This is a genomic window from Thomasclavelia spiroformis DSM 1552, from assembly GCF_025149465.1.
Taxonomy (GTDB): domain Bacteria; phylum Bacillota_I; class Bacilli_A; order Erysipelotrichales; family Coprobacillaceae; genus Thomasclavelia; species Thomasclavelia spiroformis.
In genome coordinates, this window is record NZ_CP102275.1 from 1,016,205 (window position 1) to 1,042,735 (window position 26,531).

Below are 26,531 nucleotides of genomic sequence, written 5' to 3' on the forward strand. Positions count from 1 at the left end.
AGTGCGTGAAAAGAGAGTTAGTTATTGTTATTGACTTTGGTGGGCAATATAATCAGTTAGTTGCTCGTCGTGTTCGTGAGTGTAATGTTTATTGTGAAATTTATTCATATAAAACTGATTTAGAAAAGATCAAAGAAATGAATCCTAAGGGAATTATTTTAACTGGTGGGCCAAATAGTTGTTATTTAGAAGATTCTCCTACATATCAAAAAGAATTATTTGAATTAGGTATTCCAGTACTTGGGTTATGTTATGGAGCTCAATTGATGCAACATGTTTTAGGTGGTAAAGTAGAACGTGCTGATGTAAGAGAGTATGGTAAATCAAATCTTATTATTAGTAAAACTGATTCTAAGTTGTTTAAAGATGTACCTAAAGAAAGTATTTGTTGGATGAGTCACTTTGATTATATTTCTAAGATTGCGCCAGGTTTTGAAATTACATCTTATACTAAAGATTGTCCAGTTGCATCTTGTGAAAATGAAGAGCAAAAATTGTATGCAATTCAATTCCATCCTGAAGTATTACATACTGAGCATGGTAAAAATATTTTATCTAATTTCGTAATGGATGTATGTAATTGTTCTGGTGATTGGCGTATGGATTCATTTGTTGAAGAACAAGTTAAAGCTATTAGAGAAAAAGTTGGTAATGGTAAGGTATTATGTGCTTTATCTGGTGGTGTTGATTCATCAGTTGCAGCAGTGCTTTTATCAAAAGCTATTGGTAATCAGTTAACTTGTGTATTTGTTGATCATGGATTACTTCGTAAAAATGAAGGTGATGAAGTTGAAGAAGTATTTGGACCAAATGGACATTATGAATTAAACTTCATTAGAGTAAATGCTCAACAAAGATATTATGATAAGTTAAAGGGAATTGAAGAACCAGAAGCTAAACGTAAGATTATTGGTGAAGAATTTATTCGTGTTTTTGAAGAAGAAGCTAAAAAGATTGGTACTGTTGATTTCTTAGTTCAAGGAACTATCTATCCAGATGTTGTTGAAAGTGGATTAGGTGGAGAATCTGCAGTTATTAAATCACATCATAATGTTGGTGGTTTACCAGATGCTGTTGATTTTAAAGAAATCATTGAACCATTACGTGATCTTTTCAAAGATGAAGTGCGTAAAGTTGGTTTAGAATTAGGAATTCCTGAATACTTAGTATTTAGACAACCATTTCCAGGACCGGGTTTAGGTATCAGAATTATTGGTGAAGTTACTGAAGAAAAAGTTAAAATTGTACAAGATGCTGATGCAATCTATCGTGAAGAAATTGCAAAAGCTGGTCTTGATAAAACAATTGGTCAATACTTTGCAGCTCTTACAAACATGCGTTCAGTAGGAGTTATGGGTGATGAAAGAACATATGATTATGCAATTGCTTTACGTGCAGTAAACACAATTGATTTCATGACAGCTGAAGCTGCTCAAATCCCATATGAAGTATTGAATAAAGTTATGTCTCGTATTATAAATGAAGTTCGTGGGGTAAATCGAGTAATGTATGATATTACATCAAAACCACCAGGAACAATCGAGTTCGAATAGTACTGAGTGGTTTAGACGTATTGAAAAAGTGCCTGTTTAAGGCACTTTTTTGTATATTTATCTATAAAAATATATAATGTTAAATTATTTGATAAATATAAGTAAATGAAAAAAGGGGTATTAATTAAACAAAATTTGCCATTGAATGAAAGCTATGAGTGAAAATGAATAAGATGGGACTGAAAAATGAGAGATTTAAGTGCTATTAAAAAATTAAAATTGGAAATCAATGCTGGTGATAATATTCGAGATAGAAGTTTCAATGATGATGTAGAATTCACCGCAAGGCAGAAAATAAAACAAGGGATAAGTCTCGTTAAAAGTAAATGAAAGAAATTAAATAGATTCAAGTAAGAGGCTGTGAATTTCCAGTTTTAAAACAAGAAGAATTGTTAATAAATTTAACAAAATTTGGACGAATATATTTGAAACATTTGAAAGAAAATTATAAAGCACATTATCTAGCTTTATTTGTAGAAAATATGTTGAATGATGAACTGTTATCAGTGGATCAGCAGATGAATGATAGATATGACTTGTTAGTAAAGCAACTTATGGAAGAAAGATATTAATGAAGAATTAAAAGAAAAAATCAAATGAGCTAGGTACAGGAGATGAATTTCGTCAGAAATGTTGCAGAGAAAAATATAATTAAAGAGGTAATTGAAGTGGGATAATCTCACTTTTTTGAATATATTTTTTCAATAAAAGTGTGTAAGTAATTTTATTGTATTTTACATTTTTTATTAAAATAATTATTTAGTTTGATTTTCATTGAGAGTTTATGTGTATAGAAGTATAATTATAATACGCGATTTTTTATTTAAAGTTGCATCGTGAAATTTTTGTTAATGCAGAGATACGTATGGTCGTAATATAATTTTTATATTAAATTAAATTATATAGGATGAGTCAAAAAACAGAATGGAGGTATAATTTTGAAAGGTTCAGAATGTAGATTGATTGAATATATGGATGGTTCAAAGAAACGTTTTATAATTCCTGTCTATCAGCGAAATTATGATTGGAAGACTGAAAATTGTAAGCAGCTTTATGATGATTTAGTAAAGGTTGTTAAAAATCGCAGAAATAATCATTTTTTTGGTAGCTTAGTATCAGTATATGAGTCTTCTGGTAGAAATACTGAGTTTCTTGTTATTGATGGTCAACAGCGTTTAACAACTGTTTCGTTGTTGCTTTTGGCAATGTATAACCTAATTTCAAAAGGATTAGTGGTAGTTGAGGAAAAAACATTAGCAAATCAAATTTATGAAGACTTTTTGGTTGATAAATATCAGCCAGAAGAAACACGTATTAAATTAAAACCAGTTAAGAATGATAGAGAAGCATTTGATAAGTTGTTTAATAGTGAAGATGAATATATACGCGATTCAAATCTAACTACGAATTACAATTATTTTTATGATCGCATAAAAAAACAAGAGGTTACAGTTGATGAATTATTCGATGCTATTTGCAAGCTTGAAATTATTAATATCACACTTAGCAATGATGATAATCCTCAATTGATTTTTGAGAGTTTGAACTCTACTGGACTAGATCTTAGTGAAGGAGATAAAATTCGCAACTTTATTTTAATGGGATTACCAGCAAATGTTCAAAATGAATATTATGAGAAGTATTGGAATAAAATTGAAATTTGTACTAAATATGATGTTAGTTCTTTTATTAGAGATTACTTAAGTATTAAACAACAAGCAATTCCATCTCAAAAAAAAGTGTATATTAATTTTAAAGAATTTGTTGAATATACAAAAATTGAAACAGAAGAACTATTAAAAGATATGTTGGCATATGCCAAAAGATATCAAGTGCTTCTAAACGGGAATAATGTTGATAAAATGTTGAATGCTTGTATCTACAGATTGAATCGTTTAGAAACAACAGTAACGAGACCGTTTTTTTTGGAAGTTTTAAGATTATTTGATGAAAATAAATTGAATATTGATGATGTTTCGGATATTTTTATAACAACTGAAAATTATTTGTTTAGAAGAAATATTTGTGATTTACCAACAAATGCTTTAAATAAAATTTTTTTGATGTTGCATAGAGAAATTATTCGATATGATGGAACTGATAATGATTACGTATCTAAATTTAAATATACATTATTATCCAAAAAAGATAGAGCATGTTTTCCTAATAATGATGAATTCGCTCGTGATTTTACCGAACGACAAATTTATTCAATGAATAGTAAAAATAAAATCTATATCCTAGAACGTATTGAAAATTTTGGTACTGTTGAGGATAAGGATATTTATGGTCATTGTGATTATGGAACATATTCAATTGAACATATAATGCCTCAACATCTTACTCCATTATGGCAAAAAGAACTTGGTGAAAATTATGAATTAATTCACGCGGAGTGGCTTCATAGAATTGCAAATTTGACTTTGACTGCTTATAACTCAAAATATAGTAATAGCTCTTTTGTAGAAAAGAAAAATATGCAAAATGGTTTTTTAGACAGTGGAATACGAATGAATACTTATATTGCTCAAAAGGATAAATGGACATTAGCTGAACTTAAAGATAGGAGTGATTATTTAAAAGATAAAGCATTACAAATATGGTCTGCACCTACAACAGATTATTTACCTGCTGAAAAACAGATGGATAGTGTTACGTTAGGAGAAGATATTTCTTTAAGTGGAAGACAAATTGTTCGATTTAGTTTTAAAAAAGCTGAACAGCCAGTAACAAGTTGGGTAGACATGTATGAAAGAGTTGTAAAGTTGCTACACGCTGATGAAAAATCAGTATTAAATCACTTAGTAGCACAAAAAGGAGATTATGATTTATCGGTATATTTTAGTGATAATAAAAATACGTTAAGATCTGCGCTACAAATTGATGAAAATATCTATACAGAGAAAAACACAAGTACTGATATGAAACTATCTATTTTACGCAGGTTAGTTAAATTGTATGATGTCGATCCTGATGATTTTGTGTTTTATTTAAGAGATGAAAACGAGGAGAATGAAGATGAACCGGGCAGCCGTTTCGAATTGAGAAGACGCTATTGGACTTATGCACTTGATTTTATTCATGAAGCACATGGAGATAAATCTTTTAGCAATGTTAATGCAACGATAGAAAATTATATTTCTGGATTTATAGGTGTTAGTGGTTTTTCAATTAATTGTGTTGCTAATTATGATTCTGCGAGAGTGGAAATGTATTTAGGAAAATCTGATAAAGAGATTAATAAGAAAACTTTTGATATGCTAATTGTAAATAAAGAGAAAATTGAAGCGGGCTTAGGAATTTCTTTGAGTTGGAATAGGAACGATGAAGCAAAGGCGTCGAAGATTTTTTATCAATTGAATAATGTAAGTATTGAAAATGAAGTGGATTGGCTTCAAATGGCAAGATTTCATGCTGAATGGAGTAAAAAATTCTATGATGTAATTGTTCCATACTTGCGCTAAAAATCATTAGTTCATTTAGTAACTTTTTTATTGGTTAGAAAGACAAACAGATAAATTTAATGATATAGCAGAAAAAATATTTAAGGAAATGAAATTGTTTCTTATCTTTGAGTATCATTAAGAGAAATAATTTTAAATGTTTTATTTAAAAATAATTAATATTAAATACGTATAGTTGGAGGGGACAGCAATGAAAGATGTTGAGTTCACTAATTTTAAATTAAATAACATTGATAAAGAAATAATAGAAAAAGATAAAATTAAATACAAAAAGAAAATAAATCAAGTTGTATCTAAAGCAAGAAGGACTTCTAAAAAAAGTAGATGTTTGATATGTGGAGGAGAAGTAGACAGTTTTTGCAATTCTCATAGTATACCTGCGTTTTGTTTAAAACAAATTGCAAATCAAGGAAAGGTATATTATTCTAATAAATTAATAGATTTACCATTTATAGATACAGAAAAAGGAATTAAAAATTCTGGAACTTTTCATTTGATATGTCAAAAATGTGATAATACAGCCTTTCAAACATACGAGAATCCTATTAACTATAATGATAAAATCAGTGGAAAAATGTTAGCTGAAATCGCCATGAAGAATTATTTGAAACAAATAGATAAAAGAAATATTGAACTTGAAATGCCTAAAGCATCTAGAGAATTAGGAATTAATTATCCTATCGAAATTGAAAGACTATATGAAGAAGTGAAAATGTTAGATTTGAAAGAATATTTGTCTTGTTTTTACAAGGCGAAGCGGTTAAGTCAAAAGAAAGATAATACAGAATATTATTTGTTTAGTCGTATTAAATTGGACTATACAGTTCCTATTGCATTTCAAGGTACTGTGGCTTTAATAACAGATTTAGATGGATCAATTATAAATAATATTTATAATAAAGATTGTAAATATAAAATTGCAAACTTACACATTTGTATTTTCCCTTTTGAAAGCAAAACAGAGATTTTAATGTTTGTAGAAAATACACATAAGAGATATAGAAAGTTTTATAAAAGATTTAATGAACAGCCTCTTGAATTAAAGCTATCAATCATTAATTACATTATATTTTTATATACTGAAGATTATTTTATTTCAAAAAGTGTTAGAGATGATATTATAAAAAATGAATCATTGAGAAATGTCTCTCTACAATCATTTAATGCGTTAGTTACTTCTCCTGATATTAATCTAATAGAGGAAGCAAAGAAAATTTTCGATTTAAATAATCATGATACAATTCCTAATATCCTATCAATTGAATTTGCAATTAAAAATGACAATGCAAAATAAATATATATTATAAGACATAAATTGAAATTTGAATATTTCATAATATATATTATAAACATCTATTAATCATGACCTAAAATTGACCTTATTATATTATGAAGTAAGAATTTTTATAGGAATTAATGAATTTAGAGAAATAAAGCTTATATCTTAATTTTAAAAGGTTAGTAAATTTATATGAATTCAAGGAGTTTGAATAGCATATAAAATGTCAAAAAGTGGCTCTATGTCAAGAGTGGAGGATTAAGGAATAGCTAAAGCATAGCGATAGCTGTGAGAGTGTAAAATTGTTTGGCATTAAAATTGATAATTGAATATTGATAGGCGAATTATTTTAGATTATTTTATTTAAATTAACTAGTTTTTGGAATTCTTTTCTGTAAATTAGTCATGATAAGCATTTATTTTTAATAACTTTATTCAAATTATTTTAATTTATATATTATAAAAAACAGTCTGATCAGATATATCCCGTATCTAATTTCAGATTGTTCATATTTCATAATTTATTATCTACAATTGATTCGGCCAAATCTTTTTCACGACCAGTTGATTTTTTAAATACATGGCTATATCACTGAGACTGTTGTCAATGCTGCTCAATACTCTATACAGATCAATTTCAGAGCATTCATCTTTTGAAATATAATTGTCATTTATATATTCTGCTATTTCGATAAAATCTTCTGCGTTCATTTTATATGTCATCTTCTCGTATCATATTCATAAAAGTTATATGCTCGCCATTCGTTTATCCGATCTCATCTGCTGTCTCCATTATAGTATTATTATCGATCATCATCATGATTTCTGTTGCTTCTATTATCAAACAAAGGGTCATCAGATTGTTTTTCTTGATGATCCCTGACTTGTATTGGCCAACACCATCAATACTTCTGATAACACCAGTGGTTTATTATGTCCGACCTTTTTATTTTTATATTAATATAATTTTTAACAGCTTTCTCATTCATCACTGTTGTTTTATACTGGATCACGACTTTTTTTGAATGCTTAGTGGACTACTCTGTTGATGGTGTGATTCAGTACGGGTGTTCCTGTCAGGATCAGTATCACATAGTTGTGTGAATCAAAATTGAAGTTTAAATGCAAACGAATATATTTTACACGTTTTCTTGAACGACATACATTGATACTTAATGCATTTGACATCCAGGTCTTTTAAGTGGTTATGTGCATGAATTAATGGTGCATTTCGAATAAATTCTATATTTTAAAGCGGTGCTTAAACTGTGTATCAGTGGTGCATAACGCATGAAATGGTACTATGTCAAGAAAAAGTACCAGTTAAATAGAAATTTTTCTATTTAACTTCGACATTTGAAAAATTCTGATTCATAATTATTTGGACTCATATAACCGCAATGATTATGAATTCTTACTGTGTTATAAAATGTTTCAATATATTCAAATATTAATTGATATGTTTGACCATAATCCATTATTTTGAAGCGATTTAGCCATTCTCTTTTTATCAGTGAATGAAACGATTCTATACATGCATTATCCCATGGTGTTCCCTTTTGTGAATAGCTTCTTTTCATTTTTATCGTTATTTTTTGATATTCTTCACTTGTAAACTGCACTCCACGATCGCTATGGATCACAAGCGGTTTTTCAATATTTCTTCGTACTTTTGCAATATTTATTGCTTCTATTATCGATTCGGCTTTCATATCTTTAGTTAATACCCAGGATATGATTTTTCTTGAATATAAATCCATTACACTTGTTAAATAAACAAAACCCTCATCATAGGTCCAGATATAGGTTATGTCTGTACACCAGAAAGCATTTGGCCTGTCTGGATTGAATTCTCTTTTAAGCAGATTTTTTAAATCTGCAGTGAAATTTTTAGAAATCGTTGTTTTTGTCCAGTGTTTTATATAGCAGGCTTTTATTCCCATCTCACGCATATAATTACTGACTGTTTTCATGCTTATCTTTATTCCTTTTTGCCGCAGGATATAGGTGATTTTTGGTGCTCCATAAATTTCTTTGTTTTCATGATAAATAGTTAGAATCATTTCTTTGATTCGTTCTTTGTGCAGTTGCCGATGGGATTTTTTACGATGCTTCCATGATTTAAAACCGCTTCTGGAAATATTTAATATTTTGGTTACTGCTCTAATCGAAACCTTATTAGAATCGGCATCTTTATCAATATATTCGTCCAATGCTCTATAAAGAATACTTACTGGCTGTTGAGAATGTTCATAGCTTTTTTTAATATTTCAACAGCGTCTCTTAAATCCCTGTTTTCTTTTTTTAATCTTGCCAGTTCTTTAGCATCATCACTGGAATAATTACCAGAACCTCTAAATACCTTGCTTTCATCATCGCTGTTTGATGAATATTCTTTAATCCAGCGATGAATAGAACTTAATGAGATTCCAAGATTATTAGCTACTTCAGCCATGGTAAGTTCAGGATGATGCTTCCTATAATTAACAGCATCAATTTTAAATTGTTTATCGATTTGTTTCTTTTTAGCCATATAACTCTACCCCTTATTTATAATTTGATTATTGATTAATATAGATTACATCTGTTATCAGTATTAATCAATACTGTTTTCATTTTATTGACATTTCTCTATTTAACTGGACCTAAATATATACTAGCATCAAAATAATCAATTCTAGAAAGGAAAACCAAAAATAAAAATCGTCATAGTACTGTGTGATGACGACATTAAACAAGTAACACTATTTGATTTTTTAAGTGAAATATTCAGATAAACTCTTTACTATTATTCTTTCTAACGTTTGAGAGCTTTTTCAATAATGAATTTCATATCATAAAGCATTTTCACACTATTAAAACAGTGTTGAAAGTACACTAAATCATTTAAATATTTTTATAATTATTTAATGTTTCCTTATATTCCTCTATTATTTTAATTCTGACTTCCTCAGGCTCTAAAACAATTACCTCATTAAGAAACGGAGCAAAATATGATTTAAATTGTAGTTCTGAACAGTTGAAGTAATAAATTCCTTTTTTTTGATCACTTTTCGATAATGGTATAGGTCTTTCTAGATATCTAGAATCGAATAAATCTTTACCCCTGTCTGTTAATAGGACTTTATAAATTGTATTATTATTAATCGAAAACTGAACACCATTTAATTTCATTTTTTTGAATTGTTCTTCTATATAAGTTTGAAATGTTCGAACACTTGCATCAAGATACACACTTGTAATATTATATATATGTATTGTGCTAGCAAAATATTTATTCGTTTCTTCTTTATAACCTTGATATAAAAGATAATTATATAGCCCTTCTTTAGAAGTGCAAATTTCTTTTGGACTAATAAATATTTTCTTTCCCGATTTTGTTTTTATACGGATATTTTGATTATTTTTGATTGCATCATTAATTTTATTTATTACTTTTTTATAAATAATTTTTTCTCTCTCACATTGGGGTTCTTTTAGATATGAGTAAATAATATTAGCTAAATATTCAGACTCACTTGCATTTTTTGGACAGGCATCAAGTATAAAGTCTAATTCATCATCGTTTTTATTTTTTCTTATGTGTATCTTTTTTTTTCGATTTCGTTTGCTTTCACCATCTAAAAATGATGTTTCAGATATATATTTAGTAATTTTCCATGCAATATTTTGATAACTTATTTCACTAAAATCTTGAACATTACTTTCAATTGTGATTGCCTCCTGTATTTTCTGTTTTAAAGAATTTATATTATGGTTATAGTTTGAATAATGATTTATTATTATTTTTTTTATTATATCTGACTTATTTTTTCCTGTTTTAAATAATTTTTGATCTTCAATTATTTTCTCATAAGCAATAGGATCTAAGTATATGGTAATTTGATTATCTGTCATTTCTTTCTCCTTTCCACTCATATTTTGTAGGTGCTTATATATACTATTTTATCTAATTATTATATTTATTCAATATGTTTTGTAGGTGCATTGAAAATATAAATAACCATATTAATATTATTTTAAATAAAATATAATATAGGTATAAACATTCTTAAAGAAAGGAGGATAATAAATGGCGACACATCATGGCGGGAAGGTTGGAAAAGCAGCTAAGACTTTAGCGAATAAAAAAAGTAGTAAATCTGCAAAATCTAAAGCTGGGACTACTTTAGCTAACCACAAGCATAAATGTCATTAGACGTATTATTTTTAAGGAAAGAGAGGTGATTGATTGTGTATAAAACAGGAGAAAAGCCAGGTAAGGGAACTTATGTCTGTATAAAATGTGACACAGTTGTGATATTAGATGATACTAATGATACTTTACCACCATGTCCAAAATGTAATAATGTAACCTATCGTAAAATATCATAAGGCAACTCATTTGTATGGATATAGTAAAAACATTATTAATTCTTTAACAATAACTAACTAATTTATTTATGTTTTACCCTATACTTTATGTAAAGTTTCTTTTTATAGGTAGCTTTGTTGATAATAGTATTGGGTAAAACATAACCCTGAATATATAGATTAGGATTTAAAGATTGTGAATGCTAATTTTTGGTATAATAGTTCTAATTTATAGGAACGTTAATTGCTAAAAACAGCAGTATGTCCTGGTTAGTCATATTGATATACATATTTATAAAGAAGTGGTATTAATACTGTTAAATTTATGAAAGAATAATCTTTTTATAAATTTTATATTAAAATTAAGGAGATAAGAATGAGAAAGATATATAAATGGTACAGTAAATTAACAAAACGAGTAAAAGATAGTATTATTATTACTATGTCTTCAATAGGAGTAATATCTACTTTTCTATCTGTGTTAGGTCTATCGTTGGCGGATATAGAGACGTTAACTATTTGGTTAAGGATAGTTATAAGTGTATTTGCTTTCATTGTATTATATATAATTATATATATGTTGATAGGTAGAATATTTAAAGATTCTGTTAGTACCACGATTCATCAAACATCTGTAACTGTTGTTTGTGGTGATATATTTGAAGTTCCAGAATTTAGAGTGATAGGTTGTGATACAAATTTTAGAACCGAAATTGATGATGTAATTATATCGAAAAAATCTTTACATGGACAATTGATTTTAAATCATGGGGTACCAGATGAGATTAATGCAGTAATTGAATCGGAAGCAAAACGTTTAGGATTACATAAAAATGATGAGGGATTATATGATTTTCCACTTGGTACGATAATTCGTTATGATAGCAGTGTTGATAATCATACATATTTGATGTTGGCTATGACAGAATTGAATAGTAATTATGAGAGTCATACAAATATGGCTAAATTTGAATATATGCTAATGAGAATGTGGAAGGAAATTAACAGGGTTTATGCAGGAAACGATATTGCTCTTCCTTTGTTGGGATCGGGTATTTCAAGATTTGATGATGGTCCAAAAGAATATGGAGCGTTATTAAGATGCATGTTGTGCACTCTTAATGGTAGTGGAGTAACTTTTAATTCAAATATTAAGATTCTTATATATGGAAATATAAAGGATATTCCCTTATACGAATATAAAGATATATTTAATATAGTTTAAAGGAGATAGAAGTATTATGGGACACAAATGTTTTATTAGTTTCAAAAAAGAAGATGATTATTACAAAAATGAAATCTCTAAAATATTGGAGGAAGGGCAAATTCAAGGAAAATCGCTTGATAAGTGGATAGATTCTGAAGATATTGACTATGTTATGCAGGTAATTCGCTCTCAATATATGAAGAATACTTCTGTAACACTTTTCTTAATAGGAGAACATTCTTCAGAAAATGAAGGATTCGAATATAGTTGGTCAGATGGATGCTATTATAATAAACAAAATTTCATTATTAGAGAATTAAAAGCTACACTTTATGATGGAAAAGGTAACAGACGAAGTGGATTATTGGGAATAGTTTTACCAAATATGTATGATACTGTATATGGTGGAAGTTATACATGTTCACATTGTGGTAAAGAGGTTAACGTGGTTAATATTAATTCAAATACAGTAATTAAGGAATTTTCAGAAAACTATTATCTAAACCCAAACTGTAATGATGGACATTGTGACGAAACAGGGCGTTATTGTGTTTTGGTAAAGTATGATGATTTTATTAAAAATCCTAATGTGTATATAGATATGGCATATGATAAAACAAATGAAGAAATAAGCGATTTTGTTCATTGGAAAGATATTAAACATGAATATAAGAAAACGTATTTATGATAATTTAGAGGAAGATTTTTATGTATAGATGTTTTAAATTGTCTCTAGACCAGTGGGAATTTAAAAATAATCATAAGCAATTTTTAGATAATTGTAAGACATGTGGGATAGAACTGAAAGAAAATCTTGTTAATGCTTTTGATTCAATACTAAATGCATCAATTGATGGTAATGGTGTGATAAGTGGAGAAAATTTTATTGATAGTTGGTTTCCGATTGATAACTATGATGTGTTTCTTTCATATTCTCATGATGATGAAGAACTAGCTTTGCTATTGGCAGGATTCTTAAAATACCAATTTGGATTGAGAGTGTTTATAGATGAACTGTTTTGGGGAAGTGCTGATGATTTGCTTCATAAGCTTGATGATAAATATTGTAAAACTAAAGAAGGAAATTACGATTATAGAAAACGAAATTTTACAACTACCCATGTACATGCTATGTTATCAACTGCTATTGCAAGAACAATCAATAATTCAGAAGTTATAATTTTCCTTAATTCAGAAAAGTCGATATATAAAGTAAGAGAAGAAGTGAATGTGGGCCAAACTCTTTCTCCTTGGATTTATGAAGAAATTATTTTCACAACTGTTATTGGTGAAAGAGAATGGTATGAACATAGACTAGATGAGTTAAAAGAGTCAACTATTAATTTTCAGAAATCAATGGAAATATCATATTTAGTTCCGAATGAACATCTAATACCTATTCAGTATAATGATTTATGCGAGTGGATCAAATTGTGGGAGGAGAGAAAAGATAATGGTAATGGACCCTATGGAAATATCTGCCTTAAACCTAATGAAAAGATACGTCATCCGTTGAATGTTTTGTATGATTTCAAATGTGGATATGATATAAAATGTAGCTAATCGTTAATTTCGTTGATTACAAATAAATATTTTAAAAGATTTTTAATGTCTTATTGTGTACAATGAGTGCTTAATTATACTTATTTGCTACATCTATTTTATAAAGAATAAAAAGAAATGAAATATTAAACTGTATAAATTGATAAACGATATACTAAAAGCTGCTATTCATTTTCATAAATTTATTATGAAACTACTGACCTTAAATTGACCTTATTATATGTTGAAATATATATTTTATAAGAAATTTGTGAATTAAGAGAAGTAAATCACATATCTTAATTTATAAAGGTTAGTAAAAATGTATGAATTCATGGAGTTCGAATAGCAAATAAAATGTCAAAAAGGGGTAATTAAATAATTTAGGGGGCAACTTTAGGGGGATGCTCACTAATAGATACCCTAAAAAAGATCGAAAGAAACGCAAATATATCATAAAGAATATGTTCCTTTTTTGTGCCTAGATGTTCATATTTTCTATTTGTTTTTTGATCTGTGTCTATAAACTTCTTCTTTGGATTTTGGTGTAGAAAGTATTGCTTCGTTTTTTCTGCTAGACCATATCAGTCGAGTACGGGCATATTCAAAATTACTTAATCCTCTTGAATTTCTTTTAAAGTCTTTTGGTATTCGATTAAAACCTTCAATCGGTCTGTTGGAAATACGTCTTTGTTTTCCACTGGCATCGTTTATATAAATAAAGGAATTGATTATTTCCTGTTTATGCGTATCTAATAGTACGGAAAACTCTCTGAATACTGATATTGCAGATTTTGAATATTCGTCAGTGAGCTCTTTGAGAACTGTATTTAATTTTACCTGATCTGTTTCATGAGAAGAATTAAATTCAATATATTTTTCTTTTAGTTTTCTGATGATTTTCAAATGATCATCAATTTCAAAAAAACATCTTTTCATAGTCGTAGGTATTCAGATATATCTTCAGCTTATGATTATATTTGGCTTTGATTTGATTATCAATATGACCCTGATTTTTTAAAAGAAGCCATCGATAGTTATTCAGAAGGTAAACTTCTTTGGAAATCGGGATATTTTGACTAATCAAGTCATCAGATGGTGTTTTATTCCTTTTTTTCAGTATTTCCATGTAATTTTTTCTATCTCTATCCTGAAATTTCTTTTTGAGACTGATGCTAGTACCAGACCATTAAGATAAATAATGATTTGATTGATAGAGCTAGTATTGAAGATTTGGAAATGATACGTATTAAGATTCGTAATTTAATTAAATATATTCCTAAAAAGATGATTCAATACGAAACAAATCTTAATGATGATATTCTTTCAATCGATTGGCACGAATCAAATTTAGAGAATGATGATTTAAAAAATAATCGCGAACAGATTGAATTTTATATTCGAGAACACCAACAAGATACTGAAGTAATGATGCTAGTAATAAATAAACTGAAAATGAATACTCCATTGTCAAAAGATGATGTTTCAAGATTAGAAGATATTATCTGGCATGACTTGGGTACAAAAGAACAATATTATGCTGAATACGGAGAAAAACCGTAAGGCGAATTTGTACGTGAAATTGTTGGATTAGATATGAATGTTGCGAAACATGCTTTCTCTAGTTATCTAAATTCTAATAACTTAAATGCAGATCAGATTTATTTTGTCAATCAGATAGTGGAATTTGTTGTTAGAAATGGATTGTTAAAAGATTTTACTGTTTTACAAGAAGCACCATTTACAGATAGAGGAAGTATTGTTGATGTTTTTCCTGATTTATCCGTATGGGCCGGAATAAAAAATGTAATTGATGGTATAAATGTTAATGCACTTTACTTATAGTGAAAAAATGTGGGGTTTGTAGAGTGAATTTTGAGTTGATTAAAATAGTTTAAACTTAATTTTGAATCTAAAAAATAAAATTAAGTATTATTTAAATTTTAAGGTTGTACAAAAGGAGGTAGTCTTTACAATGAAATTAAAAAAACAATTTCAAGATTTTCATGATTATATTAAATCACCTTTAACAGATCAATTAAAAGAAAAAAGAGCAATGTTTGAAGATGAGATAAAGAATAATTTTTCGACAGTATGTGATGAAAAAGGAATAGAAATAAAAAAATCTGATCTGAATTTCTTTATGCAAGGCTCATACTCTATTTCAACAGCAATAGATGCATATGACAGTTCTGTAGATTTGGATTTGGCAGTAGCTTTTGAGTTTAATGTTGAGGACAATAGTGATTGTCGAGAGATAAAGGGATATATGAGAGATAGCATAGATAATTATAATAGGACAATTGATTATAAAATTCCTTGCATTACAGTAACATATTTTGAAGATGGTGAAGAGTCATATCATATTGATTTTCCTATATATGCAATTCACAATAATCAGTATTATTTAGCTAAAGGAAAAGAATATAGTAGTGACTATAAATGGGAATTATCAGATCCAAAAGGACTGAAGAAATATTTAGAAAGTTATTTAGCAAATAATTCTCAATTAAGAAGAGTAGTAAGATATTTAAAATGTTGGAAGCTTAATGCTTTTGATAGAAATAATGGGAATGAAGTGCCACCAAGTATTGCATTAACATTATTAGCGTGTAAATATTTTGAAGAGAAGAAAGAAGACAACCAAGATTATGATTTAGAGGCATTGTATAATGTTGTGAAAAAAATCAAAGATTCTATAGATAGTTATAGTGACGATCCTTACTATTATGTAAATTTACCAGTGGTTCCTTATACAGATACTATGTTTAAAATTAACTCAAATTCTTCATACAGAAAGAAATTTAAGAGTAAAATTTATGATTTTGAATTGCAGTTGAGAAATGCAAAAAATGCTGGAGATGAACATACAGCTGGAGAATATGTACGCAAAGTACTAGGAGAGGAATTTGAAGTTCCAGAAAAGCAGGTAGATGCAGGTGAAAATAAGTTTAGAAGAACAAGTCAATTTGGATAAAAAGTTTGTTGAGAGTAAGCTTTTAGAATTTTCGCATATTGTTAAGGTGGAAGAAAAATTTATTCAATTTGAGTACAAGAATGAAACATTTTATTTATTACTAAATTTCGGTGGTATTCCAGATATTTGCGTTTTGACGGATCAAATAAAATCATATCCACATTTTTGTTTGCATAAAAGTTTGCAGATGGGAGATTTAAATTTTTATTCTATATGTTTATATGTGAGAGATGAAATTTCATTTTATAATGCAACTTATCAGGAAAAATGTGAATTTGTTCTTGAACAATTTAAAAGATTGATGAATTTAAATACTTATGAATTAGAAAAAGAAGTTGTTAGTGAGTATAAATACCATTGGAATAAAAAATCTATGTTATTAGTATATTCAAATATTTCTCCGGCAGATTCAATTAAAGGGATTCATATGTTTGAGTATAGAAGGAAAAAGGATAAGAAACCTATAAACAACTATGTTCTTTCAAAAAAATTTCCTTTTAAGTCTTCTATATATAGCTATACTCAAATGAATTGTTTGTATCTTAATGTTATCGATATAAAAGGAATCCTACCTCCACCTTTTAAAATGTGGGATACTAAATTATTAAAAGAATTGTTATTTAGTCTAAAAAGAAAACGTTTTGACGAAAAAACTTGCAGATTATTAGCGCGTTGTTATGTTAGAGATAAGATATTCATTTTTTTGCGTTTTCCACAACTCAATAATTTAGAGATAGGAATAAAGATACTTTTTTCAAATAATATAAAAGGAAAATTGAAAGAAAAAATAAGTCACATAATATCAATTACTTTTATTGAAGTTTCAAATAGAAATATTGAAACAAGTATAATTAGAAATGGTGGGAATCTTATTGAATGTAAAAAAGTATTGGTTATAGGGTGCGGATCTTTAGGATCATATATTGTTAGAGAATTACCAAAGATTGGGGTTAGCAATCTAACAATTGTTGATGGAGATAACTTGGAATATTGTAATCTATCTAGACATACATTGGGGGAAATGTTTGTTGGAACCAATAAAGCTACTGCGATGTGTGAATTACTCTCTGCTGAATACGGGAATATGAAATTCAATGCTATTAATGAATATGTGTTGGATCATAATTTTTCTGAAATCATCAATGATGAATCTGACTACGACTTGATTATCATTACTACAGGAAATGAAGATTTACAGTATATGTTCAATAATCGATTAATAAAATTGAAGAAATATATTCCAACAATTTTTTGTTGGTTAGAATCCTATTCAATAGGTTTTCATGCATTGGTTATGAAAAATCCATCTGATGGATGTTATAGCTGTGTTTTGAATTCTAATTTCAACTATATTGTAAATCATGAAAAACAAATTAAGTATAATGGATGTGGTGGAGTTTATTCTCAATATGGAATCAATATTCTTTTAAATACGACATCATTAATTATTGACATAATTAATGCATGGCCCTCAATTAACTCCAATATTTTGTATTCTTATAAAACAAAAAGCATTAATAATCATATAGATGATTTACAATTTACAAAACGTTATTACGAAGATGATTATGGAATAAATAAAGTTGAAAATTTAAAGGTTAAGGAATGTGATTGTTGTGATTGAATATAGAAATGAGTTAATTAAGGTACAGTCAAAAAGGTACAAGACAGTTATTAATATCTCAGACAAGGTAATTTCAAATATGGCAATGTATGTACAAAATAGGTCTTTTATTAATGAATCTGGTGGTGTTTTACTTGGTTACAAAGTGAAGGAACAAAATGTAATAATAATAGATGATTTGTCATTACCAGATAAAGAAGATGAAAGTAGCATGATTAAATTTGTTAGAAAATCAATCTCACACATTTTGAAAATCAATAAATCTTCTTTGAATAATTCATTTTGCATAGGTAATTGGCATACTCATCCTGTTTCAAATCCCACTCCTTCGTTAATTGATTTATCAACTTGGAAAAAAGAATTATCTGAGTGTAAAAGTTCTTTTGGGTTTCAAGTGTATATTATTTGCGGTATAGATGGGTTTAAAGTATGGCTAGGAGAAGAGAATACAGAAAATATTGCCGAATGTTTTGAATGTGAAAAGAGTGAAGGAATATATATAGATAAGTTTAAATGTATTGAGAGGTAATTTGATGATAAAATTGATTAAAATAATTAAAAATAAAATAGTTGATTCAGGGAGAGAATATTTACAGATACTATTATTATTTATTAGTTTTATGTTTCCTCTATTTGTTAATATGTCAGAAATAATTAGAACTATACTAGGGGGACAAAAACCAAATTTTGATAATGCCAAATATTATTATTTAATGCTTTCAGGCAATAATGTTATTGGTTTATTGTTTGTTTTATATGTATTATTTAATTTTATACGTAAAGTAAATAAAGAAACTATTTTAAACAAAGGAAATGTTTATCATAATCATACATATGCGTGGTATTGGTTTTGTTCAAAGATACTAGGGTATGATAAGTGTAACTTAGTGTTAGTACCGATACAAATGCAATTTAAATTGGTAGTAAGAGACACCTTTAAAGAATACCCATTTTTTGAAAATATGTTTCCAAATGAAGATTGTTGCCAAGTACAAGTGACAAAAAAAAGTGTTGATAATCATTGTAATGAATTTACTTTAATAATTGAAGATACCTATCCTATAAAAGAAAAACAGATACCAGAAAAGTATTTAAATATACCTTTGATTAAATTAACTCGATCTTGTAATACGGTTGGGAAAAGAGTTTATAATGAAAAATTTATTGATGCTATAGTTCAAGAGATTAGGTTACTTCCAGAAGATTCAATTATAAATATTTTTGCAACAACAAATCCAAAGAATACATATGAAATTGCAAAAAAGGGATTATTTTTAGCGGAGAGAAGTAATATTATTATGGTAAATGTATTTCAACAAGAAGGAAGTGGAGAAAGGCTGTTTAAAGATAAACCTTATACAGTAATAAATAGAAAATAATAATAAAGGATGTGTTTAATTAAATGATAGGACTACTTAATTATTTTTGCGTCTTATTACTAATAATATCAAAAAATATAACTTATGATTTTCGATTTATATGAGATGAAATTAATCAACTTTATTCTGCTAAGTTAAAAAAGATAACTGGTAGTGGCGAACTACATTTAGAACAAAAACGTTTGAACTTGTGAAAAATTAGATGAAATGAATATTTTTATAAATTGAATTCTTGTATGGATATTGAATTGGATTTGAGTAATAAAATGAGTATAATTTTACAATGAATGGTTACTATAATATCTGTCATTAATGCTGTGACTACATATTTATTGTGATATTCTTCTATGTTTGTGCTACCGCTTTGATACCATGATAGTTAAAAGAACTAATAAACAAAATAAATTAAAATGAAAATAGCTAAATTTCGATATGTAATGTTAACAAATATGTTCACTATAATCGTGTTATTTCGGAGTTCGAATAAAAAGGCAACTTAAAAATAGCTGATAAATAAAGCATATTTTGAATATTAAAAAGAAAATGACCTTAAATTGACCTTAAAAAAGTCTCCTTCTTTGATCATATCGGTAACATACCCAGATTCGTCAAGAACCCATTCTTTGAATTCCTTGTCATCACCACGTACCGACTGTCCATAAACATAACCATCCATATGATGATCCTTATCTTCATTCTTATCGGCTAAAAAGTAAATATTGTCAGAAGTGTTCAATCCTCTATCTGCAACAACTATTATTTTATCGATACCAAAATTAGCTTTTGTTTTCTTGAGCAATAGTCTTAGTGATAATTTTCCTGATTCGTTGCTTAGAAATATATCATATGCCGTTGGTATATTTTTAGAATCCATCAACAGTCCCATCTCAATGATGGAATCAGGTCTTCTGTTTTTTTCAGGACCTCTTTCTCTTAAGTCTTTTCTTTTATTTCGCCACTATCATCAATAACGTTATCGTCATTATATTCAATTTTAAAATAATAATTAGTACAATCATAATATCTGGTAGAGCATCTACGGTCATAGCTGTTTCTAGTATTTTCCCAGATGATTCTTTGAATATCAGATTTATATTTATAAAAATAATCAAGACAGCGGTAAGTAGAATTCTTAGTGATACCCTCATCAAAGGGTTCAAAAAAGTTTTTACGATTTTCATAAGTAGATTTTTTGAAGCAGGATACAGGATTCTCGAGAAGACCTGAAGTTCCATGTTCTTATTAAGAGAATAATCGATATTGAGTTTTCACTGTTTATTTTTGAAGAATTCATTCAACATAAGCTCGTTATAGACAGCTTTTAAGACCACATATCCAACATTAAAGAGATTATAAGAAGAATCGATAGGAAAAGAAAGATCAATAACCAAATCAGTAGAAGAATTAGTTTTGACCTTACTGATCATAGATTTGGCTAATTTGATGAAGTGATCAATAGGATCATCGAATTGATCAACAAGTTCATTCAGATAACCCATTTTCTTGATAGTGCGCTGTTTAGGTTTACCGATATCATCTCTGTAAGATTCGACGATAGAAAGGAAAGTGGGGTCATTAGAATAAGTACACTTTTTAAGGAACATAAGAGAACACCTCTATAGAGATTTTATAATATACATCGGGATATTACGCTACATTATACTACATAAAAAAGCAAATTTCTCGACGCAAAAAATCACCTGAATCTCTGATGATTACTAGGGGTTGGAATTTATAGTATTTAATATTTGCTGCGAAACTCGGGTGAAAATGAAGTGGATTGGTTTCAAATGGCAAGATTTCATGCTGAATGGAGTAAAAAATTCTATGATTTAATTGTTCCTTATTTGTGCTAGAAATCACTAATTCATTAAGAAATTTTTTTACTAGTTAGAAGGACAAACTGGTAAATTTAATGATATACTAAGAAAAATATTTAAAGAAACAAAGATTGAAAAAAATTTGCAAAGTTTAATAAGTTGTAATATACTTTACACAAGATGAACACCTCTATTCTTGTAAATACATTGGGTTCACTTCAGGTTTATCCCTTTGTTAATTAAAGGGTGAAAAATAACTTAAAGATAAAATAAATTTAGAAGTAGTGTATTTATATTAAAATGAGTGATTTTTGACACTACCAAAATAAAACAGGGAGAGAAAATATGAAAATTAATGATTTTATACATGTATATAAGAGAACTATTTGTAGAGTTCGTACATATATGAATGATAATAAAAAATATATTTTATTAACTGAATTAGATGAAAATCAAGGTCCTTCTGTCACAAATTCCATTGAATACTTAATTCAGTCTCTTATTAATCAAGGACATGCTGAATTAACAGATACTTTTATAGAACATTATCCTAAGATTCAATTTTTTTCAGAAGAATTTGATGAAGTAAAATTAGATGAATTTAATTTTCCAACTTGGCATGGTCGAAGCAAAGAGAAAGTGATGCTATTAATTAATGAAAATCCAGATGATTTTGATACTGATACAAAAAAAGATCAAAAAAGCAAAATAGATATTTTAAAAAATAAATATGAAGATTTAAAATTTATGGATAATAAATTTATAGAAGATCCTTCTATAACAGCTCGTAGAGAGAAAATAAGAAAAAATATGATAACTAAAGAGTATTTAAGAAATCTAATTAATTCTAAACCTAAAGAGTCGGAAATAGGAAGCATACTAAAGAAAGATTTATCAATTTTTGCTGAAGTTTATGCTAGTCCAGAAGATGAATATATTTGTTTTTCGGAATTTCCTTTTTTTTCAAAGAGAATAGATTTTGTTGTATTTACAGGTAGATCATCAATGAAGATATATTTAATTGAGATTAAAGGGGCTGATAAAAAAATATTGGTAAATAATTCTTATCAACCATTTACTAGTAAGTTTTTTGAAGGAGTTACACAATTACACAACGAATTTGATTATATACATAACAATAAAGAGATGGTAAGAAAAGAAATGCATAGGATTAGACAAGCAGCTATAAATGATGAAATACCTTGTTTTAAGGGACCTAAATACGATTTGCAAGTTGATTCAAATAAAAGTGTTAAATTTTATGGTGTTTTGATTTGTGGATATACAAACGATGATTTAGCTGAAAGCAATAAGCGACATTCTCTGGAAGATAGATATAATGATAATTATATTATTGAAACTTGGGATAGCTTTATTAATAAATTAACTCGATAAGTTAAAGGTAATTTGATAAATATTAATTTCTAATAAGCATATAATTATATATTTGCAGTTTATTAAATTGTTTTAAAGTATTTATGATTAGTTTTGGTCGTTATGATTTATAAGAGGGGTACTTCTAGAATAATTTAAAATTTAACCTTATATTAACTTTATAAGAAATTTATTAACTAAGAGAATTAGTATTTATATCTTGAGTCAAAAATTTTAGTAAATTTATTTGAGTTTGATGTGTTCACATAGTATATAAGAAAATGTCTTTAAATGACTTTTTTATTTAAGAGTAATCAAATAATTTAGGGGAACGCTAGATTCTTTAGAGTGATGCTCAATGATAGATATCCTAAAAAAGATGGCTCTATGTCAAGAATGGAGGATTAAGGAATAGCTAAAGCATAGCGATAGCTGTTCCTTTTTTAGTGTGCCACGCATGACATAAGACTAGGTGGTGAAAGTCCACTGTGGGGGTTTCGTACTACCAACCACTAGCCGAAGACAAGGTATCCATCGTAAGGTGTGAACGGGAGGAAGTTGGAGGCAAAGTCCTGACCCAAGGAATACGAACTATTTTAGGCAGAAGCTTATCGGATGAGATTGCTAAACAAATCGAAGTCCAATAGTACGACGGAATAAGCAGTGTAAAGATAGTGGGTACATAGGATGAAAGTGTTATGTCTTACCGTGGGAGGTCCTAGGAACATGATGAAAATGTAATCATGGTGGAAACGTTTGTCCTAGGAAGTCAGCCGAGGTCATAGTAGTGATGATGATAACTGTAATGGTTATCTAGCGAAGGACCGAACATAAGGAGGTGAACTGGAAATGAAAGATACTCAAGATAAAATAGGATACTGTCAACTATCATTAGGCTTACTCTATGAAGATAGTACGGAATACGACAATAGTGGAGAAGTGTATCCTACATCAAAACAAGAGATATCACATACGAAGAACACCAATAGATTTGTAGTACATGAGAAGTTACTTGAAACAATTATGGAGGATGCCAATATAGAAAAGGCAATCCAAAGGGTTATGAGTAATAAGGGAAGTGGTGGTGTAGATAAAATGCAAGTCGCAGAAGTTCGTACGCATTTCGCACAACACTGGTCTTATCTAAAGAAACTTATCATGGAGGGACATTATAGTCCACAAGCCGTTAAAAGAGTAGAAATACCAAAAGATAACGGAAAGAAAAGAGAGTTAGGAATTCCAACAGTGACGGATAGGGTCATACAACAGGCGATAGTACAGGTACTGACACCAATATTTGAACCCCAATTCAGTGACAATAGTTATGGGTTCCGACCAAGAAGAAATGCCCATCAAGCAGTAAGAAAAGTAGTCGAATACGCCAATGAAGGATATCGATATACAGTAGACCTAGATTTAGAGAAGTACTTTGATACAGTCAACCATTCAAGACTTATACAGATATTGTCACAAACTATTAAAGACGGAAGAGTTATATCACTCATACATAAATATCTCAATGCAGGAGTCATAGTAAAACATAAGTTTGAAGAAACTACAAAAGGAGTACCCCAAGGTGGGCCACTCAGCCCATTATTATCAAATATATATCTTAATGAATTTGATGCTAGTATATATTTAGGTCCAGTTAAATAGAGAAATGTCAATAAAATGAAAACAGTATTGATTAATACTGATAACAGATGTAATCTATATTAATCAATAATCAAATTATAAATAAGGGGTAGAGTTATATGGCTAAAAAGAAACAAATCGATAAACAATTTAAAATTGATGCTGTTAATTATAGGAAGCATCATCCTGAACTTACCATGGCTGAAGTAGCTAATAATCTTGGAATCTCATTAAGTTCTATTCATCGCTGGATTAAAGAATATTCATCAAACAGCGATGATGAAAGCAAGGTATTTAGAGGTTCTGGTAATTATTCCAGTGATGATGCTAAAGAACTGGCAAGATTAAAAAAAGAAAACAGGGATTTAAGAGACGCTGTTGAAATATTAAAAAAAGCTATGAACATTCTCAACAGCCAGTAAGTATTCTTTATAGAGCATTGGACGAATATATTGATAAAGATGCCGATTCTAATAAGGTTTCGATTAGAGCAGTAACCAAAATATTAAATATTTCCAGAAGCGGTTTTAAATCATGGAAGCATCGTAAAAAATCCCATCGGCAACTGCACAAAGAACGAATCAAAGAAATGATTCTAACTATTTATCATGAAAACAAAGAAATTTATGGAGCACCAAAAATCACCTATATCCTGCGGCAAAAAGGAATAAAGATAAGCATGAAAACAGTCAGTAATTATATGCGTGAGATGGGAATAAAAGCCTGCTATATAAAACACTGGACAAAAACAACGATTTCTAAAAATTTCACTGCAGATTTAAAAAATCTGCTTAAAAGAGAATTCAATCCAGACAGGCCAAATGCTTTCTGGTGTACAGACATAACCTATATCTGGACCTATGATGAGGGTTTTGTTTATTTAACAAGTGTAATGGATTTATATTCAAGAAAAATCATATCCTGGGTATTAACTAAAGATATGAAAGCCGAATCGATAATAGAAGCAATAAATATTGCAAAAGTACGAAGAAATATTGAAAAACCGCTTGTGATCCATAGCGATCGTGGAGTGCAGTTTACAAGTGAAGAATATCAAAAAATAACGATAAAAATGAAAAGAAGCTATTCACAAAAGGGAACACCATGGGATAATGCATGTATAGAATCGTTTCATTCACTGATAAAAAGAGAATGGCTAAATCGCTTCAAAATAATGGATTATGGTCAAACATATCAATTAATATTTGAATATATTGAAACATTTTATAACACAGTAAGAATTCATAATCATTGCGGTTATATGAGTCCAAATAATTATGAATCAGAATTTTTCAAATGTCGAAGTTAAATAGAAAAATTTCTATTTAACTGGTACTTTTTCTTGACATAGTACCACCATTTATGGAGAAGTATTATCAGGCATATGGAGAATACCCAGGAAAAACACCAGCAGATGCCGGATATGGAAGTTATGATAATTACATGTTCTGTGAAAAACATGAGATAGATTTATATATGAAATATTCGGGATATTATAAAGAGCAGGAAAAAAAGACAGAAAAGAATCAGTTCAAGGTATCTCAGATGAGGCAGGAAGATGGAAGTTATATATGCCCGCAGGGATATAAATTTGAATTAGTGAAAGAAACGGTCAATACCAAAGGGCGATATAAGAAAGTAAATCAGATACTGGAAAATAAACATTGCGAAGGATGCCCTTTAAAATCAAAGTGTACAAAAAGCAAAGGGAACCGAAAAATAACCAATAATGAAAAATTAAATCAGATGAAGAAGGAAGTAAGAAATAATCTGGCTAGTGAAGCAGGAAAAGAATACATAAAATGGAGACAGATATATTCAGAAGGAGTATTTGGGATATTGAAGGAAGATCATCATTACTCAAAATTAAGAAGAAGAGGAGAATCTGGAGTCAAATTAGAGATAATGCTGGTCGCGATAGGATTTAATATTAGAAAATATCATAAAATGATGATGGAGAAGCGAAAAAAAGAAGCTCTAATAAATTAAAAAGATCCAAAAAGTCCTTGAAAAAAAAACTGATTTTGAAACAGATACCCTTATTGCGCCCAAAAAGGCTTTTTTTTATGCAAAAATTAATTAAAAATAGCAAAAAAATTAAATTTTCCAAAATATAATCTTCAAAACAAAAAAAAAGAAGCTGTAACGCTTCATTAAGATTTAAAAAAACCTCTTTTCGTTACAGCCCCTTAAAATATTTACAGAAGAAAAGTAAAATTAAAGTTAATTATGAATTATAATATTAAAGTTATAAAGAGTCTATGACTGAAATTATTTTTTTGGTAATTAAATAATTTAGAAGTGATTATTGATTCTTTAGGGAA

27 protein-coding genes and 1 pseudogene are annotated in these 26,531 nt (G+C 28.5%); 21 read left to right on the forward strand and 7 right to left on the reverse strand.

Features of this window, described 5'->3' with window-relative positions; all coding sequences use genetic code 11:
- Positions 1-5 precede the first annotated feature (5 nt).
- From guaA to NQ543_RS04680, 5 genes are all read left to right on the forward strand, one after another.
- Positions 6-1,553 carry a glutamine-hydrolyzing GMP synthase gene (guaA, locus tag NQ543_RS04660; protein WP_004610555.1) on the forward strand — a complete coding sequence of 516 codons (1,548 nt, stop codon included), beginning with the start codon at positions 6-8 and terminating at the stop codon, positions 1,551-1,553.
- Positions 1,554-1,739: 186 nt separating this feature from the next.
- Entirely contained in the window at positions 1,740-1,883 is a 144-nt protein-coding gene (locus tag NQ543_RS04665) for a hypothetical protein (RefSeq protein ID WP_004610556.1), read from the forward strand.
- A 14-nt stretch (positions 1,884-1,897) separates the two neighbouring features.
- On the forward strand, positions 1,898-2,125 hold the full coding sequence (locus NQ543_RS04670) for a TnpV protein (protein WP_083784300.1): 228 nt from the start codon (positions 1,898-1,900) through the stop codon (positions 2,123-2,125).
- 366 nt (positions 2,126-2,491) lie between these two features.
- Positions 2,492-5,017 (forward strand): DUF4268 domain-containing protein, encoded by a 2,526-nt coding sequence (locus NQ543_RS04675; protein WP_039904608.1) that lies wholly within the window; start codon positions 2,492-2,494, stop codon positions 5,015-5,017.
- A 190-nt stretch (positions 5,018-5,207) separates the two neighbouring features.
- Positions 5,208-6,311, forward strand: coding sequence for a hypothetical protein (locus NQ543_RS04680; RefSeq protein WP_039904612.1), 1,104 nt, complete (start codon positions 5,208-5,210; stop codon positions 6,309-6,311).
- Between the two features lie 513 nt (positions 6,312-6,824).
- On the opposite strand, the gene NQ543_RS04685 is transcribed toward NQ543_RS04680, so the two are convergent.
- From NQ543_RS04685 to NQ543_RS04700, 4 genes are all read right to left on the reverse strand, one after another.
- A complete protein-coding gene (locus NQ543_RS04685; protein ID WP_039904614.1) occupies positions 6,825-7,007 on the reverse strand; it encodes a hypothetical protein in 183 nt (60 codons plus the stop codon).
- Positions 7,008-7,639: 632 nt separating this feature from the next.
- Entirely contained in the window at positions 7,640-8,509 is an 870-nt protein-coding gene (locus NQ543_RS04690) for an IS3 family transposase (protein WP_004610047.1), read from the reverse strand.
- 17 nt (positions 8,510-8,526) lie between these two features.
- Entirely contained in the window at positions 8,527-8,829 is a 303-nt protein-coding gene (locus NQ543_RS04695) for a transposase (RefSeq protein ID WP_004610048.1), read from the reverse strand.
- 353 nt (positions 8,830-9,182) lie between these two features.
- A complete protein-coding gene (locus tag NQ543_RS04700; protein WP_039904297.1) occupies positions 9,183-10,193 on the reverse strand; it encodes a WYL domain-containing protein in 1,011 nt (336 codons plus the stop codon).
- Positions 10,194-10,368: 175 nt separating this feature from the next.
- On the opposite strand from NQ543_RS04700, the gene NQ543_RS04705 reads away from it, so the two are divergent.
- From NQ543_RS04705 to NQ543_RS04725, 5 genes are all read left to right on the forward strand, one after another.
- Positions 10,369-10,494, forward strand: a complete 126-nt coding sequence (locus tag NQ543_RS04705) for a hypothetical protein (protein ID WP_004610050.1) — start codon at positions 10,369-10,371, stop codon at positions 10,492-10,494.
- 35 nt (positions 10,495-10,529) lie between these two features.
- Positions 10,530-10,670, forward strand: a complete 141-nt coding sequence (locus tag NQ543_RS04710; protein ID WP_004610051.1) for a zinc ribbon-containing protein — start codon at positions 10,530-10,532, stop codon at positions 10,668-10,670.
- Positions 10,671-11,025: 355 nt separating this feature from the next.
- A complete protein-coding gene (locus tag NQ543_RS04715; protein WP_004610052.1) occupies positions 11,026-11,874 on the forward strand; it encodes a macro domain-containing protein in 849 nt (282 codons plus the stop codon).
- Positions 11,875-11,890: 16 nt separating this feature from the next.
- Positions 11,891-12,544, forward strand: a complete 654-nt coding sequence (locus tag NQ543_RS04720; RefSeq protein ID WP_004610053.1) for a TIR domain-containing protein — start codon at positions 11,891-11,893, stop codon at positions 12,542-12,544.
- A 20-nt stretch (positions 12,545-12,564) separates the two neighbouring features.
- Entirely contained in the window at positions 12,565-13,419 is an 855-nt protein-coding gene (locus NQ543_RS04725) for a toll/interleukin-1 receptor domain-containing protein (protein ID WP_004610054.1), read from the forward strand.
- Positions 13,420-13,896: 477 nt separating this feature from the next.
- On the opposite strand, the gene NQ543_RS04730 is transcribed toward NQ543_RS04725, so the two are convergent.
- The gene (locus NQ543_RS04730) at positions 13,897-14,337 is read right to left on the reverse strand and encodes a transposase (RefSeq protein ID WP_004610055.1); all 441 of its coding nucleotides are present in this window, start codon (positions 14,335-14,337) and stop codon (positions 13,897-13,899) included.
- Positions 14,338-14,637: 300 nt separating this feature from the next.
- On the opposite strand from NQ543_RS04730, the gene NQ543_RS04735 reads away from it, so the two are divergent.
- The 6 genes and pseudogenes from NQ543_RS04735 (at position 14,638) to NQ543_RS04760 (ending at position 19,378) form a co-directional block, all read left to right on the forward strand.
- The gene (locus NQ543_RS04735) at positions 14,638-14,961 is read left to right on the forward strand and encodes a hypothetical protein (RefSeq protein ID WP_222848065.1); all 324 of its coding nucleotides are present in this window, start codon (positions 14,638-14,640) and stop codon (positions 14,959-14,961) included.
- 15 nt (positions 14,962-14,976) lie between these two features.
- Positions 14,977-15,243: pseudogene (locus NQ543_RS04740) on the forward strand (type I restriction-modification enzyme R subunit C-terminal domain-containing protein); the annotation flags it as partial.
- Between the two features lie 130 nt (positions 15,244-15,373).
- Positions 15,374-16,375 (forward strand): cyclic GMP-AMP synthase DncV-like nucleotidyltransferase, encoded by a 1,002-nt coding sequence (locus NQ543_RS04745; RefSeq protein WP_039904303.1) that lies wholly within the window; start codon positions 15,374-15,376, stop codon positions 16,373-16,375.
- Entirely contained in the window at positions 16,338-17,999 is a 1,662-nt protein-coding gene (locus tag NQ543_RS04750) for a ThiF family adenylyltransferase (protein WP_039904304.1), read from the forward strand. The genes NQ543_RS04745 and NQ543_RS04750 overlap by 38 nt, the downstream gene beginning before the upstream one ends.
- The gene (locus NQ543_RS04755) at positions 17,992-18,528 is read left to right on the forward strand and encodes a Mov34/MPN/PAD-1 family protein (protein WP_335311186.1); all 537 of its coding nucleotides are present in this window, start codon (positions 17,992-17,994) and stop codon (positions 18,526-18,528) included. The genes NQ543_RS04750 and NQ543_RS04755 overlap by 8 nt, the downstream gene beginning before the upstream one ends.
- 4 nt (positions 18,529-18,532) lie before the next feature.
- On the forward strand, positions 18,533-19,378 hold the full coding sequence (locus tag NQ543_RS04760; protein ID WP_004610062.1) for a hypothetical protein: 846 nt from the start codon (positions 18,533-18,535) through the stop codon (positions 19,376-19,378).
- A gap of 532 nt (positions 19,379-19,910) precedes the next feature.
- Here NQ543_RS04760 and NQ543_RS04765 read toward each other — a convergent pair.
- Positions 19,911-20,252: a hypothetical protein gene (locus NQ543_RS04765; protein ID WP_050752816.1), complete on the reverse strand. Its 342-nt coding sequence runs from the start codon at positions 20,250-20,252 to the stop codon at positions 19,911-19,913.
- A 394-nt stretch (positions 20,253-20,646) separates the two neighbouring features.
- A complete protein-coding gene (locus NQ543_RS04770; RefSeq protein ID WP_004610065.1) occupies positions 20,647-20,982 on the reverse strand; it encodes a hypothetical protein in 336 nt (111 codons plus the stop codon).
- Between the two features lie 561 nt (positions 20,983-21,543).
- Here NQ543_RS04770 and NQ543_RS04775 point away from each other — a divergent pair.
- The 5 genes from NQ543_RS04775 (at position 21,544) to NQ543_RS04795 (ending at position 26,196) form a co-directional block, all read left to right on the forward strand.
- The gene (locus tag NQ543_RS04775; protein ID WP_004610066.1) at positions 21,544-22,593 is read left to right on the forward strand and encodes a Shedu immune nuclease family protein; all 1,050 of its coding nucleotides are present in this window, start codon (positions 21,544-21,546) and stop codon (positions 22,591-22,593) included.
- A gap of 828 nt (positions 22,594-23,421) precedes the next feature.
- Positions 23,422-24,228, forward strand: a complete 807-nt coding sequence (locus NQ543_RS04780) for a reverse transcriptase domain-containing protein (protein ID WP_004610067.1) — start codon at positions 23,422-23,424, stop codon at positions 24,226-24,228.
- A gap of 98 nt (positions 24,229-24,326) precedes the next feature.
- Entirely contained in the window at positions 24,327-24,629 is a 303-nt protein-coding gene (locus NQ543_RS04785; RefSeq protein WP_004610048.1) for a transposase, read from the forward strand.
- 17 nt (positions 24,630-24,646) lie between these two features.
- On the forward strand, positions 24,647-25,516 hold the full coding sequence (locus NQ543_RS04790) for an IS3 family transposase (RefSeq protein WP_004610047.1): 870 nt from the start codon (positions 24,647-24,649) through the stop codon (positions 25,514-25,516).
- 53 nt (positions 25,517-25,569) lie between these two features.
- Positions 25,570-26,196, forward strand: coding sequence for a transposase (locus NQ543_RS04795; RefSeq protein ID WP_004610046.1), 627 nt, complete (start codon positions 25,570-25,572; stop codon positions 26,194-26,196).
- Positions 26,197-26,531: the final 335 nt, after the last annotated feature.